This window comes from Mucilaginibacter rubeus (genome assembly GCF_003286415.2).
Lineage (GTDB): Bacteria > Bacteroidota > Bacteroidia > Sphingobacteriales > Sphingobacteriaceae > Mucilaginibacter > Mucilaginibacter rubeus_A.
The window spans coordinates 3,513,433-3,529,514 of sequence record NZ_CP043450.1; the positions used below are offsets into that span (position 1 = coordinate 3,513,433).

The 16,082-nt window shown below is 42.3% G+C and carries 15 protein-coding genes; 6 read left to right on the forward strand and 9 right to left on the reverse strand.

All coding sequences use genetic code 11. From position 1 onward, the window contains the following. Nucleotides 1-121: 121 nt before the first annotated feature. Nucleotides 122-310 (reverse strand): hypothetical protein, encoded by a 189-nt coding sequence (locus DEO27_RS13725; RefSeq protein WP_112574350.1) that lies wholly within the window; start codon nucleotides 308-310, stop codon nucleotides 122-124. A gap of 10 nt (nucleotides 311-320) precedes the next feature. Further along, on the reverse strand, nucleotides 321-689 hold the full coding sequence (locus DEO27_RS13730; protein ID WP_112574349.1) for an STAS/SEC14 domain-containing protein: 369 nt from the start codon (nucleotides 687-689) through the stop codon (nucleotides 321-323). 161 nt (nucleotides 690-850) lie between these two features. Here DEO27_RS13730 and queG point away from each other — a divergent pair, with 161 nt between their 5' ends. Continuing rightward, on the forward strand, nucleotides 851-1,783 hold the full coding sequence (gene queG / locus DEO27_RS13735; protein ID WP_112574348.1) for a tRNA epoxyqueuosine(34) reductase QueG: 933 nt from the start codon (nucleotides 851-853) through the stop codon (nucleotides 1,781-1,783). 175 nt (nucleotides 1,784-1,958) lie between these two features. Here queG and DEO27_RS13740 read toward each other — a convergent pair whose 3' ends face one another. Further along, nucleotides 1,959-2,984 (reverse strand): 3'-5' exonuclease, encoded by a 1,026-nt coding sequence (locus DEO27_RS13740; protein ID WP_112574347.1) that lies wholly within the window; start codon nucleotides 2,982-2,984, stop codon nucleotides 1,959-1,961. Between the two features lie 125 nt (nucleotides 2,985-3,109). On the opposite strand from DEO27_RS13740, the gene DEO27_RS13745 reads away from it, so the two are divergent. Together DEO27_RS13745 and DEO27_RS13750 are read left to right on the forward strand one after the other, a co-directional pair. Further along, nucleotides 3,110-5,083, forward strand: coding sequence for a DUF3857 domain-containing protein (locus DEO27_RS13745; RefSeq protein ID WP_112574346.1), 1,974 nt, complete (start codon nucleotides 3,110-3,112; stop codon nucleotides 5,081-5,083). Further along, nucleotides 5,083-6,993 carry a DUF3857 domain-containing protein gene (locus DEO27_RS13750; RefSeq protein ID WP_112574345.1) on the forward strand — a complete coding sequence of 637 codons (1,911 nt, stop codon included), beginning with the start codon at nucleotides 5,083-5,085 and terminating at the stop codon, nucleotides 6,991-6,993. The genes DEO27_RS13745 and DEO27_RS13750 overlap by 1 nt, the downstream gene beginning before the upstream one ends. On the opposite strand, the gene DEO27_RS31865 is transcribed toward DEO27_RS13750, so the two are convergent. The 5 genes from DEO27_RS31865 to DEO27_RS13770 form a co-directional block, all read right to left on the reverse strand. Then, complete coding sequence (locus DEO27_RS31865; RefSeq protein WP_262714169.1) at nucleotides 6,980-7,108, reverse strand: hypothetical protein; 129 nt, start codon at nucleotides 7,106-7,108, stop codon at nucleotides 6,980-6,982. The genes DEO27_RS13750 and DEO27_RS31865 overlap by 14 nt on opposite strands. Before the next feature lie 45 nt (nucleotides 7,109-7,153). Continuing rightward, the gene (locus DEO27_RS13755) at nucleotides 7,154-7,720 is read right to left on the reverse strand and encodes a C40 family peptidase (protein ID WP_112574344.1); all 567 of its coding nucleotides are present in this window, start codon (nucleotides 7,718-7,720) and stop codon (nucleotides 7,154-7,156) included. A gap of 266 nt (nucleotides 7,721-7,986) precedes the next feature. Further along, nucleotides 7,987-10,563, reverse strand: coding sequence for a DNA mismatch repair protein MutS (gene mutS, locus DEO27_RS13760; RefSeq protein WP_190295412.1), 2,577 nt, complete (start codon nucleotides 10,561-10,563; stop codon nucleotides 7,987-7,989). 153 nt (nucleotides 10,564-10,716) lie between these two features. Continuing rightward, on the reverse strand, nucleotides 10,717-12,651 hold the full coding sequence (locus DEO27_RS13765; RefSeq protein WP_112574342.1) for an LTA synthase family protein: 1,935 nt from the start codon (nucleotides 12,649-12,651) through the stop codon (nucleotides 10,717-10,719). 232 nt (nucleotides 12,652-12,883) lie between these two features. Next, on the reverse strand, nucleotides 12,884-13,447 hold the full coding sequence (locus DEO27_RS13770; protein WP_112574341.1) for a KilA-N domain-containing protein: 564 nt from the start codon (nucleotides 13,445-13,447) through the stop codon (nucleotides 12,884-12,886). Nucleotides 13,448-13,645: 198 nt separating this feature from the next. Between DEO27_RS13770 and DEO27_RS13775 the strand changes: the two genes are divergently transcribed. Together DEO27_RS13775 and DEO27_RS13780 are read left to right on the forward strand one after the other, a co-directional pair. Next, entirely contained in the window at nucleotides 13,646-14,044 is a 399-nt protein-coding gene (locus tag DEO27_RS13775; protein WP_112574340.1) for a DUF2809 domain-containing protein, read from the forward strand. Between the two features lies 1 nt (nucleotide 14,045). After that, complete coding sequence (locus DEO27_RS13780) at nucleotides 14,046-14,816, forward strand: oxygenase MpaB family protein (RefSeq protein ID WP_112574339.1); 771 nt, start codon at nucleotides 14,046-14,048, stop codon at nucleotides 14,814-14,816. A gap of 11 nt (nucleotides 14,817-14,827) precedes the next feature. Here the strand turns inward: DEO27_RS13780 and DEO27_RS13785 are convergent, their stop codons facing one another. Beyond that, on the reverse strand, nucleotides 14,828-15,379 hold the full coding sequence (locus DEO27_RS13785; protein ID WP_112574404.1) for a sugar O-acetyltransferase: 552 nt from the start codon (nucleotides 15,377-15,379) through the stop codon (nucleotides 14,828-14,830). A gap of 210 nt (nucleotides 15,380-15,589) precedes the next feature. Between DEO27_RS13785 and DEO27_RS31430 the strand changes: the two genes are divergently transcribed. After that, the gene (locus DEO27_RS31430) at nucleotides 15,590-16,048 is read left to right on the forward strand and encodes a hypothetical protein (RefSeq protein ID WP_190295413.1); all 459 of its coding nucleotides are present in this window, start codon (nucleotides 15,590-15,592) and stop codon (nucleotides 16,046-16,048) included. Nucleotides 16,049-16,082 lie beyond the last annotated feature (34 nt).

Sequence of the window (16,082 nt, forward strand, 5' to 3'; positions counted from 1 at the left end):
TAAAGGGGAGTATTCGGAGAAATTTTCAAACGAAAATGCCCGCTCGTTGAGCGGGCATTTTCGTTTGATAGTATTGAAATAAATAATAGCATCAAAACCTCCCCCTTTAGGGGGACGGGGTTTACAAATCCTCCCCTGCCGGGCCCTGCCCCTTGTTTGATGACGGCATTTTGCTAATATCCTTTTCGTCCGGTGCTAAATGAACAATTTCGGCTATTATGGTATCATCGCCGGTGTTTTCACCTAACTCATCGTTGTGCAGGTCCGAATTATCATTATTCATCGCTGCAGCTTTATCTATTGTTTCCATAACGATATGTTTATTTAATTCCCGTTACCCATTTTACCGCTTCGTCTAAATCCTCCAGCCGGTAGCCGGCAAACTTGCCCGGTAAAATATATTTAAACAGGTGGCTAAATTCGCGCACGCCATCCTGGTCAGTTACTACGGCAACCTTGTTCCAACGGGTAAAATACTTAAGGCCAAGTCTGACATTTCCACACCAGGCACCTGCTGTAAAATTCTTAATATTGGTTTCCAACACCAGTAAAAAGTTTAACCGCCCGGTTTGTCTTACCTGTTGCTCAAGCAAAGGCTGTAAAGCTCTTTCGTAATCATCTACATTAACGTGGCCAACTGCATGTATCCCTAACACATGCGCAGGCAAATATCTTATATGCTCAAGCATGCCATAAATCCGTATTGCTTATAAGTTACAAAAACTGAACCAATAGTGATTTTATAGCCAAACGGAGTATTAATACCCTTTTATAGGTACGTAATACCGCTCAACATATTGCGACATATCGTATGCAGCCATCAATTTTAATTTGTACTATCTTTGCAGCAATGCAGCAAAACAAGGCCACATATAGTCAACTCATTAAAAACGAGGCACAAAAGCTTGGTTTTTTGTTTTGCGGCATTGCTAAAGCGGAGTTTTTGGAAGAAGAGGCCCCACGCCTCGAAGCCTGGCTCAACAAGAATATGCATGGCGAAATGGCCTACATGGAAAACCATTTCGATAAACGCCTCGACCCGCGTTTACTGGTTGATGGGGCAAAATCTGTTATATCATTAGGTATTAACTACTATACCGATCAGCGCCAGGACGATCCCTCGGCGCCTAAAATTTCCAAATACGCTTACGGCATTGATTACCATACCGTAATTAAAGACAAACTAAGGCAATTACTACAGATCATCAACGAGCAGATTGGTGAAGTAGGTGGCCGCGCGTTTGTTGATTCGGCACCGGTGCTTGATAAAGCCTGGGCACGGAAAGCTGGCATGGGATGGATTGGGAAAAACAGCAACCTGCTCAACAAAAAGGCAGGATCATTCTTTTTCCTGGCCGAACTGATCATCGATCTTGAACTGGAATACGATATAGCCCCTACCGCCGATCATTGTGGTACCTGCACCAATTGCATTGATGCCTGCCCTACAGATGCCATTGTTGGCCCCTACGTGGTTGACGGCAGCCGTTGTATCTCCTATCTAACCATCGAGCTTAAAAACGAGATCCCGCAGGAGTTTAAAGGTAAAATGGACAACTGGATGTTTGGCTGCGATGTTTGCCAGGATGTTTGTCCCTGGAACCGCTTCTCTGTTTTGAACACCGAGCCGGCCTTCAGCCCCCACCCCGATCTGCTGCACCTGAAAACTGCCGACTGGCAAGACATAAGCCAGGATATTTTTCAAAAGGTATTCAAAAACTCAGCTGTTAAACGCACAAAATTTAGCGGATTGAAGCGGAATATTGATTTTTTGAATGGCTAAAGGCTAAAGGCTAAAGGCTAAAGGCTAAAGGCTAAAGGCTAAAGGCTAAAGGCTAAAGGCTAAAGTGGAACGAATTCACGAGACTAAGGTTTCAGGATATTATCAACAAAAGCCCCTGCATAAATTCCTGCAAGGGCTTCAATATTTAATTCTGAAAATTCTGATTCAGACGCTATCAACCTTTCTTAAACTTCAAAGCTAATTGAGCCAGCATATCGTCATTAACGGGCTGTGCAGGCTCATCTTTCTTTTTATAAGGTTTGTTTTGATATTGTTGATTTTTGGTATGATCGGGCTTGGTATATTCTTTTTTCTGGTACTCTTGCTTTGGAGCTGCAGGCTGTTGATCGGCCGGTTTAGGCTGTGCCGCTTTGTTAGCCTGGCGTTCGGCTGTTTTCTTAGCGTTCCAGCGGGCATGGATCTCCTCAAGTTTACGTTTGGTATACAACGGGAAATCGCCCTGCATCATCCATGAATAATAGCTTGGTTCGGCAGTTAATACATCTTCTACACGTTTGCCTTTGTGCTTACCAAAGTTTATCAACTCTTCGCCCTGCTCGTTGTACACCATTCTGCCGGCAAAATCAACAGGTTTACTCAGGTTTGTAAATACATGTAAAGCCTCAACATCGCCAACAACAGGGACTAATTTATTTCCTTTTTTATCTTCCCACTCTACGTTTTCATAACGTTCTATCTGCGCCAGCAAAACCTCCATGGTTGCACGGGTATCAGCTTCGGCCGAGTGGGCATTTTCTATTACCTTATTGCAGTAAAATTGGTAAGCAGCCTTCAAGGTACGCTGCTCCATCTGGTGGAATATATTCTGCACATCCACAAAATGACGCGCATCCAGGTTAAAATTCACTCCCGCACGCAAAAACTCCTCCATGATCATCGGAATATCAAACTTATTGGAGTTATATCCGGCCAAATCGCTATCGCCAATAAAATCGGCAATTTCCTGGCCAAGTTCTTTAAACTGCTTTTCGTTTTGGATATGCTCGTCGTAAATACCGTGTACCAGCGACGACTCCAGCGGAATTGGGATGCCCGGGTGAACACGCCATGTTTTAACCTCCTCGCTACCATCAGGATTAAGCTTGATAACCGATATTTCAACTATGCGGTCGGCACCGATATTGGTACCAGTTGTTTCAAGATCGAAGAAAGCAAGGGGGCGTTTTAGTTTTAATTTCATTTGTAAGTGTTCAGAGATGCAAAGGTCGCAAATGTCCTAAAATTAATCAGCAGAATAAATTTTTTAATTTATTTAATATACCGATTTATTATTTAATTTCATTATCCCTAATTATCACAATTTGTATGAACAGATTTTTTCTTATTCTTCTGATTTTTATCGGCTTATCAAATTGGGCTTCGGCACAGGATTTTGAAACCGGGGTAAGCAACGATGAAATTGAAATGGCCAAATATGATAAAGATCCGCAGGCCAACGCTGTTTTTTTAAATGAATTTGGCAATACCCGAATAGATGAATATATGGACCACATCAGGCTCATCCATACATATCACGCCAAAATTAAAATTTTTACTAAAGAAGGACTTAAGCACGGCACCATCGAAATACCGATACATAACGGCGATAACTCGGCGGAGGAAGTTAATAATGTTACCGGTTTTACTTACTATAAAGACGATAACGGTATCATCCAAAAGGCAGAATTTGAATCTAAAAAGGTATATACGGTTAAAGATTACAAATACGGCAGCACAGTAAAATTTGCATTACCTGCGCTACGCCCGGGTTGTGTTATTGAGTTTAAATATGAACTGATCTCACCATACTGGGACCATTTCAGAGGGTGGACATTCCAGGATGATATCCCTAAAATAAACTCACAATACGAAGTACATATCCCTGGCTTCTGGAACTTTAACGCCTCAATACGTGGTGTATTGAAGCTAACCAAAAGCACATCGGAAGTGGAGCGTGAATGTTTTTCATCCGGCGGCTCAAAAGCAGACTGCTCGCATATTACTTATGATATGAAGGATATTCCTGCCTTTGTTGATGAAGACTTTATGACCGCGCGTAAAAACTTTTTATCGGCCATTTATTTTGAGCTGGTTGAGTTTACCAATCCTTATACCAGTGTTAAAACCGTAGTAACCAAAGAGTGGAGCGATGTAGACCGTCAACTAAAAATAGCCGATGAATTTGGTTCGCAGGTAAAACGCACAAGCCTGCTTAAAGAAAGAATAGCATCAGTTATAGCGGGTAAAACCGATGAGCTTGACAAAGCAAAAACCTTATATGCATGGATAAAAAGCCAGATTAAATGGAACGATTATATCGGCATTTATAGCAGCGAGGGTGAGAAAAAGGCATTAGATACTCACTCCGGAAGTATTGCTGATATCAACCTTACACTGATTACCGCCTTGAACGCAGCCGGTCTTAATGCCGAAGCCGTATTACTTTCAACCCGCGACCATGGCATGGTGAATACACTTTATCCGGTACTAACCGACTTTAACTATGTTATAGCGAGGCTAACTATTGGCGAACAAACCTACCTGCTTGATGCTACCGATCCGTTACTTTCATTCGGCTTACTGCCACTTAAATGTATCAATGATAAAGGCCGGGTTATCAGCATGACTAAACCATCGTACTGGATGGAATTAAGCACACAGCAAAAAGCCGCAACAACGCATATGTTCGATCTTACGCTGCTTGAAAACGGTAAGCTAAAAGGCAGCATCGTGAATTATTATAAAGGTTACGATGCTTATGAGAAACGTAAAGCCATTAAAAAATTCAATAGCATTGATGAATATGTTGAGGACTTTGACGAGAAACAACCTAAGTTAAAAGTACTTAAATCAGACATCACCAATCTCGACAGTCTTGAAAGCCCTTTAAGAGAAACTTTTGAAGTGGAGATTGACGCATTTGATAACACTAATCACGACAAGCTTGCATTTAACCCTTATTTCTGGGAAAAGCGCACTACCAATCCGTTCAAACTTGCCGAGCGCGATTACCCTGTAGACTGGGCTTACGCTTCTGATAAACGCCTGGTTTTGATAATGCACCTGCCGGCTCAGTACACTGTTGAAACCCCGCCGCAGGTTGTAGCCTATTCTTTACCAAATAAGGGAGGCATGTTTGCCACAACGTTTGAAAACCAGGACAATAACACCTTTACATTTTCAAACATTACACAGTTTAATAAGTCGGTTTATGATCCGGCGGAATATCCTTACTTGAAGGAGTTGTTTAATAAGATCATCCTTACCGAAAAAGGTGATATGATCTTCAAGAAAAAATAATGAAAGCATTTTTAAGTACGTTGTTTTTACTTTCGGCAATAACCTGTGTAAAAGCGCAGGACAACTATGATGTATCACTTATTTCGAAAGACCTTTTGCCTTATGCCAGTTCGGTTGTACGCAATGAAGAAATAACAACAGAGGTCCGTGACCTTGACAATGTGTTGCTCCACGTAAAAAGGGCTATAACTGTTTTTAATAAAAACGGAGACGAGGATGTTGAAATTGGCATCTGGCATAATAAAAGCCGTATTATAAAAGATGTTAAAGGGATAATTTATAACCAGTACGGAAAGCCGGTTAGTAAATTCAGTGAAAGCGATTTTGATGATGATAACAGCCATGACGGCTTTTCTCTTTTTACCGACGTCAAAATCAAACATTATCGCCCGTTGGTAACCGATTATCCTTACACAGTTAGCTATGAATACGATGTAAAATCCAAGCAAACACTGGAATTTCAGGACTGGCAACCTAATCCATCAACCGGAGTTGCTGTTGAAAAAAGTTCGTATACATTTATTTCCAAACCCGATTTTAAGATCAGGTATAAAGAAGTAAATATCCCCTCCAAAGTAGTCATAGGTAGCAATAAAGACGGGCTCAAGACTTACACATGGCTGGCAGCTAATTTAAAAGCTATAAAGTACGAACCGTTTAGCCCGCTTCGCATAGCAAACCTAAGCTACGTTAAAATAGCTCCGGAGAAATTTAGCTATGGCGGCATCCCGGGCTCCTTTACCAACTGGAAAGAGCTGGGCATGTGGCAATACGAAAAGCTTAACGCAGGCAGGCAGGTTTTATCCCCACAAACCGTAAGCCGTATGAAAGAGCTTACCGGTGATATTGCCGATCCAAAGCAAAAGGCCCGTAAAATATATGAGTACATGCAAAGCAAAACGCACTATATCAATATTTCTATTGGTATTGGCGGTTATCAGCCTTTTCCTGCATCAGATGTTGATCAACAAAATTATGGCGATTGCAAGGCTTTAGTTAATTATACCCAGGCGCTATTTAAGGCGGTAGGTATCGATTCATATTACTGTGTGGTTGAGGCGGGCAGCGCCAAGGTGGGTATGTTTCCTGACTTTGCCAGTATGGATCAGGGTAACCATGTTATTTTGTGCCTGCCTTTTAAAAGCGATACCACATTTTTAGAGTGTACCAATCAAAACATGCCTTTTGGCTTTTTAGGCGACTTTACCGATGATCGTCTCGTATTTGCCTGTACGCCGGAAGGGGGCAAACTGATACATACACCAAAGTATACCGCCCAGGCTAACATGGAGCAGCGCACCGCCGCATTTACTATTGCCGACGACGGCGGCCTTAAAGGTTCAATCACCACTAACTTTAAAGGAGCCAATTATGAAGACCGTGACCATGTAATTTATGAATCGGCAAAAGAGCAGGTAAAGGACCTCAAAAAGATTTACCCGATAAACAACCTCGAAATTGAAAGCGCTGATCTGAAACAGTTTAAAACCGCACAACCATATACCACCGAAAATCTGAAGATCTCGGCAAGTGATTATGGGTCTGTAGCCGACGGAAAGATCATTTTTCTGGCCAATCCTGTCAATAGGTTAAATACCCCGCTGCGTGAGGTCCGTAACCGCCGTAATGATGTTTACATTAACAGAGGGTACACCGACGAGGATGAGATCACCTATACCCTGCCTGCGGGCTATAAAGTTGATACCAGGCCAAAAAAGGTTAGCATTGAAAAATCGTTCGGCAAATTTGAATCAAGCACAACGGTAAACGGGAATAAATTGATTTATAGCCGCAAAATGCAGCTTATTGATGGCACCTATAGCAAAGATACCTACCAGGCACTTGTAGATTTTTATCAATCAATAGCCGATGCTGATCATGATAATGTAACCCTTATTAAAGGTAACTAAATATTACAATGCCAAGGATAATGCCCAACACCATAATCACGTAAAGCATGATCTCGGTACCGGCAAAGCGTTTGTATTTAGTCCAGAATGAGTAATCGTCTTTTTTATCGGCCATGATGGCGCAAAATTATTGAAATTGCGGTATAATTTCCGGGAGTATTTAGTTCATGCTGGTGGTAACATTTTCTATTGAACCGGCCCTTGAGAAGTATTTATACAACGAGGGATCGCGAAGTTTTACAATGATCACCCCACGGCGTGAACTGGCGTGTACCACATAGCCATTCTGAAGGTATACGCCTACATGGCTGAACTGCTTACCGTCGAAATCAAAAAATACCAGGTCGCCTTCCTTTAACTCATCCTCGTATTTGCGTTTTATTACGGTGATCTGCTTGCTGGTCATACGGGGAATGGTGATACCATAAACTTGTTGCTCCAGTAAAAAAGTTAACCCGGAACAATCAACTCCGTCTTTATCAAGACCGCCGAACTTATAAGGCGTACCCATCCACTGATCAATAAAGGCATAAAGGCGGCCATTTTGAATATCCCCCCTGCTTACCCCCATAATTTCGGAATATTTTGAGGCGACATCAGGTGAAGGATTGACCACCTCACCCGGCTGGCCGCGCATTGCGGCCTTACGCGAGTGACATGAACTTAATATAAATGGGGAAAGGAAAAATATAAACAAATAAAAACTACGGCGCAGGTATATGCTCATGAAGTAAAATTAGCTTTAAAGTTTATTGCTGTGATACAGATGTTTTTAACATATCAACATGATGTGGATGCGCAGATATGTAGATTTCAGATGTGCATATGTTGGAAACAAATCTTCTCTTCCCCTGTTCGTCATTGCGAGGCACGAAGCAATCCCGAAAAGCAGAGCAGCCATGCAAGTTTCTCTGTATAGTTCGGGATTGCTTCGTGCCTCGCAATGACGCTTTTTCGTCTGCACATTTGCACATCTGAAATCTGCACAAACCATCAGCTCTTCACCACACGCTGTATCTCATCCAGTTTCATCAGCGCTTCAACCGGGGTAAGTGTGTTAACATCGAGGTTATTCAGGGTATCGCGGATTTTTACCAGTACAGGGTCATCTATCGAAAACATCTGCATTTGTACAGCTTGTTTCTGCACCTTGCGGATACTTTCTTTGATATGTTCGCCACCGGTGCGCTCGTTTTCCAGTTTCTTTAAGATTTCATTAGCACGGGAAAGTACTTTTGATGGCATGCCGGCTAATTTAGCTACGTGAATACCAAAGCTATGCTCGCTGCCGCCGGGTACCAGTTTACGCAAAAAGATGATCTGCTGACCAACCTCTTTTACCGACACATTAAAGTTTTTAATGCGGTTAAACGAATTACTGAGTTCGTTCAACTCATGATAATGCGTAGCAAAAAGCGTTTTAGCCCTCGCGGCCGGATGATTATGCAAATACTCGGCAATTGACCAGGCAATAGAGATACCATCATAGGTTGATGTACCACGACCAATCTCATCAAGCAGGATCAGGCTCCTGTCGCTCAGGTTATTGAGGATACTGGCTGTTTCGTTCATCTCCACCATGAACGTCGATTCGCCGGATGAAAGGTTATCCGATGCGCCTACCCTTGTAAAGATCTTGTCCACCAACCCAATTGTTGCAGCCTTAGCAGGTACAAAACAGCCCATCTGGGCCATCAGTACAATTAAACCGGTTTGCCTTAACAGGGCCGATTTACCTGCCATGTTGGGACCTGTAATAATGATGATCTGCTGGGTTTCCGAATCGAGGTATACGCTGTTGGTAATGTATTCCTCGCCTATCGGCAGGTTCTTCTCAATAACCGGGTGGCGGCCGCCGGCAATATCAAGTACTTTACTTTCGTTTATCTCCGGTTTTACGTAGTAGTTTTTAATGGAAATGGTGGCGAAGTTGAGCAATACATCCAAACGGGCTATAAGCTGGGCATTAAGCTGGATAGGTTTGATATATTCGGCAAGCGAATACAGCAAATCGTTATACAATTGCGTTTCAAGTGCCAGGATCTTTTCTTCGGCGCCTAAAATCTGCTCTTCGTATTCTTTAAGCTCGGGAGTTATATAACGCTCGGCGTTAACCAGGGTTTGCTTACGGATCCATTCGGTGGGTACCTTATCGCGGTGACTATGTGTAACCTCCAGGTAGTAGCCAAATACGTTGTTAAACGATACTTTAAGTGATGGAATTCCGGTTAACTCGGCTTCGCGTTTCTGAATCTCCAGCAGGTAGCCTTTGCCCCCAAAAGCGATCTTGCGCAACCGGTCAAGCTCTTCATTAATCCCCTCGTTCATCACCGAACCTTTTACCAGCATTACCGGCGGCTCGGGATTCAATTCGCGCTCTATCTTCTCACAGATCAGCGTGCATGGATTTAACTGCTCACCTATGGCACGCAACGGTGCACTTTCCGATGATTCGGCTATGCGCTTGATGTACGATATGGCTGTTAAGGCTTTCTTCAATTGGCAAACCTCACGCGGATTGGCTTTTTGCAAACCTATTTTTGAAATAAGCCTTTCCAGATCACCTATCTGGCGCAGGTATTGCAATAACTCTTCCCTTAAATCTTCGTTTGCAATCAGGTATTCAACCACGCCCAAACGATCATTAATGGCTTTGATCTGCTTTAATGGCATCACAATCCAGCGGCGCAGCAAACGCGCTCCCATTGGTGAACAGGTATGATCAAGCACATCAACCAGGGTCATGGCATTTTCATTGGCCGAACCTACTAATTCCAGGTTACGGATGCTGAACCTGTCGAGCCAAAGGTACCTGTCTTCCTCTATCCTGCTGATTGCAGAAATGTGCCCAAGATTACGGTGTTCGGTTTCATTAAGATAATGTATGGCAACACCGGCAGCAATAATGCCTAAATTCAGTTTATCGATACCAAAACCCTTTAGCGATTTAACGCCGAAATGCTTAAGCAACGTTTCATTAGCGTAATCGCCGCTGTACGGCCATTCATCAAGGGCATAAGTATAAAAGCGGTCGCCATAGGTATCCTTAAAATCGCGGGTACGACTTTTAGGATAGATTACCTCACTTGGCGAAAAGCTTTGCAGCAGCTTGTCAATATAATCGCTGTTACCCTGCGCGGTCATGAACTCGCCGGTCGAAATATCTATGAGGGCAATGCCGATGCTGTTTTTTTCAAAATGCAGCGAGGCCAGGTAGTTATTGCTCTTTTGCTGCAGGATATTATCGTTAGTAGCTACACCGGGTGTAACCAACTCGGTTACGCCACGCTTAACAATGGTTTTGGTAGTTTTAGGATCTTCCAGCTGATCGCAGATGGCCACACGCTGTCCTGCCCTTACCAGTTTAGGTAGATACGTATCCAGTGAATGGTGCGGAAAACCGGCAAGCTCAATATGTGTAGCGGCGCCGTTTGCCCGGCGGGTTAGTACTATGCCCAAAATGCCGGCAGCCTTTACGGCGTCTTCGCCAAATGTTTCATAAAAATCGCCCACCCTAAACAGCAGCAAAGCACCAGGGTACTTTACTTTGATAGCATTATATTGCTGCATTAAGGGGGTTTCTTTGGTAGTATCTTTAGCCAAGCGGTTACTCCTTCTGTTAATCGGGTAAAGTTAATGCATTGCCAGGTGTTTTAGGGCATTGTTGAAAAGTTGGGCTGGTGTGGAATATGCAGGTAAATCGAAGAATATACCTATTAATTACTATTTCGCCACCAACTTCCCGTTCACAATCCTGTCTGCATAATCCTGGATCAGGGCTTTGCAGTCCTGCATACCTTTTTGCATTTCGGCGTTAGGTTGTGCGGTCATCAGGTTTTTTTCCAACCCTTTATCGCTCACATCAAAAATGCCGGTGAAGTTTTTACCGTCGAACAAGTAAGTATAATTCCCCTGCATAAACTGGTAAATATTACCCGTTGAATTGATCACTTTGGGCTGTTCATCGGGCAAATTACTTACAAGGCTCCTACCCCATGACCTGAAGGGTTTGTTATAACCTATGAGGTCAACAACTGTTGGGTAAATATCCATTTGCGAAGCCAGATCGGTACGTACACCTTTTAAGTTATAGGCGTTATTGGCACTATAAAAAAGGATAGGCACGGCAAAGCGGTTAACCTGCTTACTGTATTCGGGATAATATGTCTGACTGGTATGATCAGCAGTGATCACAAAAATGGTATTATTGAACCATGGCTGTATTTTGGCATAGTTAAAAAAGATTCGCAAAGCATTATCCGTATACTGAACACATTTGTCGATAGCCAGCGGCCCTCCTTTAAACCTTGCTTTATACTTTTCGGGCAACTGGTAAGGATCATGCGACGACAGGGTGAAAAGTGTGGCCATAAAGGGCTGCTGTTGCGTGCTAAGCGTGCGGCCCATAAACGGCAAAAAGTGCTCGTCCCAAATACCCCAGATACCGTCAAAGTCTTTGTCATCATTATACTCGGTACGGCCGTAATAATGCTGGTATCCTAAAATACTGCCAAAACCCTGAAAACCCATCGAACCGTTAGCGGCACCATGGAAGAAAGAGGTTTCATACCCCATACTATCACAAATGGATACCACCGACTGGATTTTTTGCTTGGCGTAAGGTGATGATGTAAACGCATTCTGAAACGAAGGAATACCCGCTATTACCGACGACACCGCATGAATAGATTGCCTGCCCGTTGCATAAGCGTTGGTAAATATCAGGCTGCTATTGGATAATGAATCTAAAAACGGTGTATATGATTTAAAGCCCGGTATATTAACATCGCGGTTCATGCTGCCCCAATATTCGCGGGCCATACTTTCCAATATAATGATCACCACATTGGGTTTATTAACAGGTTTTGTACTATACTGCTTTATGGGCTTTATGTTTGTGTTAATGTAGGCTTCATCTGCCCAATGCTGAAGCTTATAATTGTTGGTACCCAGTGTGCGGAAAATAGCGAATGGTGTATTTAACACGATATCGCCCTGGTTAGGTACCGTGATATGTTTATAGGCATCAACCATATTAATCGGCCTGGTGCTATGTGCAAAATCGCCACGAATCCCACCAATAACCAATGCAAGGATCAGCAGAAAAGAAACTACAGATGATGAGAAATATACTTTCTTATCAGTCACCTTTGCAGGTTTCAATTTTACACGTCCATACAGCCAGATCCAGCAAACAGCGCATAATATAAATATGAATACTACATACCAATAGGCTTCAGAAAAATGAGTGAACAATAGTTTCTTGTTATTCTCGTCGGCAAGTACATCAAGTGTAGCTTTGGTTGAACGCACCTGGCTAAAGCGGTAGTAAATAATATCAACAAAGTTGGTTGCGTACGCGAGCAAATTGGTAACAAAGTACAGGATCGCCATCCCCTTTTGAAACTTCGGCTGGGTATTAATTGTTAGCGGCAAAACGCTAAGCAAAATAAACAGGCTATTGATGTAAAGCAGCGCGGTAGTATCAAAGGCCATACCGTAATAACATAACCTAAGCAATGCCCAGGAGCTATCAACAGCAAACAGGTGTGTATTAAATGCAAAGAATAGCACCCTCGCAATAAAATAAAACAAATACCCCAAAAACAGCCTGTATAAAAGCACTTTATATTCGGCCAACCTTAATTTACTTTCCATGAAAAACACGTTGCTTTTAGTTTCCCCCAGGGACTGATCGGCAGGAGATGATCAAACCTGGTTTGCGCCGGGAGCTAATAAAAAGCGAAAGTAAAAAAAATAGGATTACAATTATTTAATACTAAATCAACAGCGATTTAATGACATTAAGTTGGCAAAACAGGGTTTGGCAATATTGTCGAAAGAGGAAAGTAAAGCGGAGAAGGCGACATGCCTTCTCTGCAAAAAATTATTAGATTGCCTTTAACTGCCTATACTGCCTTAAAGTAGCCTGATTATTTCGCTTGATCCTGTAAGGCAGCTTTTTCAGTTTTTCCTGCAAAAGCATATATGATTGGAAATCTGCATTGCCCTGCAGTTTTTTTACCAGCTTTTCCAGTTGATCTTCAAACTTTACAATTTGCTTGTAGGCTTCATTATTATCCCGCAAATTGGGTAAAAATTCCCGTATGGTACTGTAAACCCAAACCTCAAATTTAGGATTTAGCCAGCCGGCAAATTTCAAGGCCAGGATCTCGCACATCCACAAACCATCTATCTTGTTTACAAATATCATCGATTCCAGATCGGCCTGACTATCGGCATAGCTACGCTCTTCGTTTGCTTCATTAAAAGGTAAGGGCAAATTTTTCAGTTCTTCTATAAAATCTTTGGTTTGCTTCAACTTTAAAAACTCGGCCGGATTTTTTCCGAATATTTTACCCATCTCTGTGGCATTTATCATCAAATCTTTATCGCTTATATCAAACTCAATAACCTGATTATTAAATTCAAACTCAAAAACTGCATTTACCATATCTCTGCTTAAATTAAAATACAAGTATACCAGTTGCAATCTAAAAAAACTATAAAAATTAGCATTCAATTTTCAAACACCCATAAAAGTTAGCAACACAAATAAAAACTTCCTCACTCCCAATGTGATAAAGTTATGTTCGCCTATTGCGGATATAAAAACATTTATTAACTTTGAAATACAAAGTACTTTTATTAAATGAAATTAAACAAAACATACGCCATTTTAACTCTACTTCTTTTCATAATCGAAGTGTTTATCGGTGTATATATACATGATGATATTATCCGCCCTTTTGGTGGCGATCTTTTAGTGGTTATCCTTATTTATTGCTTTGTAAAAAGCGTGATCGATATGTCCTGGATTAAAGCGGCAATCGGTGCGTTGTTCTTTTCTTACATAGTTGAAATTTCCCAGTACTTTAACTTACTTAAGCACCTTGGTTTACAAAACTCAAAATTGGCTGCCATACTACTTGGACGATCATTTTCATGGGGAGATATACTTTGTTATACCGCAGGCATATTTATGGTAATAATAGCCGAACTATTTTACAATCAAGCCCAAAACATAGTATCAAAAGCTAACATTATATAGTATGGAACTTTTTGTGGATGAACATTCGATAGTGCGCAGGATTTGGGGCAAGGCAGATACCATCCTTTTTATTTTTGCAGGCGCTGCAGCCGAGTTTGCTTTAAATAAAGCTGTCGACTGGCTTTATTTTACAGGCAAGCTCCCGGCAGACCCTTTGGGTCGTCTGTTCAGCACCGTGGCATATTCCAGGCAAATCCTATTTTCGGAACGCGAAGCAGCTTTAAAGGCTATCGATAAAATAACTGCAATTCATAAACGTGTGGAAACATCTCGTGGCTCACAAATACCGGACTGGGCCTATCGCGATGTATTATTCTTACTCATAGACCTATCCATCCGCTCATATGAATTGTTGGAAAATCCCTTAAGTGTAGCCGAAAAGACTGAAGTGTTTAACGTATTTAATCAGGTTGGTGAACGGATGCGTTTAACAGGTTTGCCTGCCGATTATCAGCAATACCTGCAAATGCGCGGGGAACATCTTGAAACCGACCTCATCAATAGCGCTTTTACTATTGATTTGTATCATCAATACAAAAAGCATCTTGGTTTTATTCGTTATCAGATCCTAAAACAGGCGCAATTACTAACCGTACCAACACAAGTTAGCCAACAACTACCGTTGGGCAAAACCGCCTGGCTTTGGCCCGTATTAAAAATATATAAGGTTACAAAAAACCTTAAACCAGGAAAGTTTTTAAGGGATGCTCTTCTCCCTGCACAATACAAAATCCAGATCCAGGGAATGGATCAACCTTATGCTTTTGGCTAATCCTAACCAAATCAAAGCGACCTGATTACCCGGCAAGGGTTTCCGACGGCTACTACATTTGCGGGGATATCTTTGGTTACTACACTTCCGGCACCTATGGTAGTATTGTCGCCGATAGTAACACCCGGGCATACAATTACGCCACCGCCCAGCCACACATTATCGCCAATGGTAATGGGCGCAGCATATTCCGGTCCTTTAATTCGTTCAGCAGCTATTAGAGGGTGATACGCTGTATAAAGCTGTACATTAGGCGCAAGGAAAACATTATCACCAAAGGTAACACGGGCACAGTCCAGTATGATACAATTGAAATTCAGGAACAGGTTATCGCCGGCCGTGATATTAAAACCATAATCGCAGTAAAATGGCGACTGGATATCTATATTACCTTTAAAATTTCCAAGCAATTGTTTTAGCATGGCAGTTTTAGTTTCCTTGTCGTCATAACTGGCAGCATTATATTGTGTAAATAGTTGTCGCGCTTTTGAACGAGCGGCTACAAGCTCAACATCGCCGGCGTTATAAAGTTCGCCGGCTATCATTTTTTCAAGTTCGGTCATAGGTAATGTTTGCAGGTGTATTGCAAATATAAATGCTTGCGGTTTAAACTGGCAATACATTAATCATTTACGAATTTCGCAATAATATAACAAACGGCGAATCAACGATACCGGCCACGACGGTCGCATTGATTTCAACTTTTTAAAACCCTTCCCCTTTTACTGTGTTATATTATTAGTTAACTTTTCATAAATAAAAAGAAAAAAAATATGAAAAATCTAAGAATTGCAGCAGCAGCTATCGCCCTGTCATTAGCCGGCTCATTTGCATTAGCCAACGGCCACAGGTCTCAAAATAACGGCGTTTCAATAGCGAAGTACAGCATGGCAACCGATACCGTACCAGGTAAAAATAAAAAGAAACCAAAAACACCGGATCCAACCCCAAAACCAACAGATCCGGCGCCAAATCCTGCACCTACACCAACACCTACGGATCCAAACCGTGTGCCGATGCCGGTGCCAACACCGACACCTGCTCCTACACCAACGCCTACGCCAAACCCATCACCAACACCTAATACACCAAACCCGGTGCCTCAGCCAAGCACACCTAATATGCCAACGCCGGCGCCAACACCAAGCCCTACACCTAATCCGTCGAGCCCGACTACACCAAGTCCAACACCTAATCCCTCAACCCCAACAAACCCCAATCATTATCAATAAGGAGATCAAAATAAAAAGCCCTGAAGCATAAATA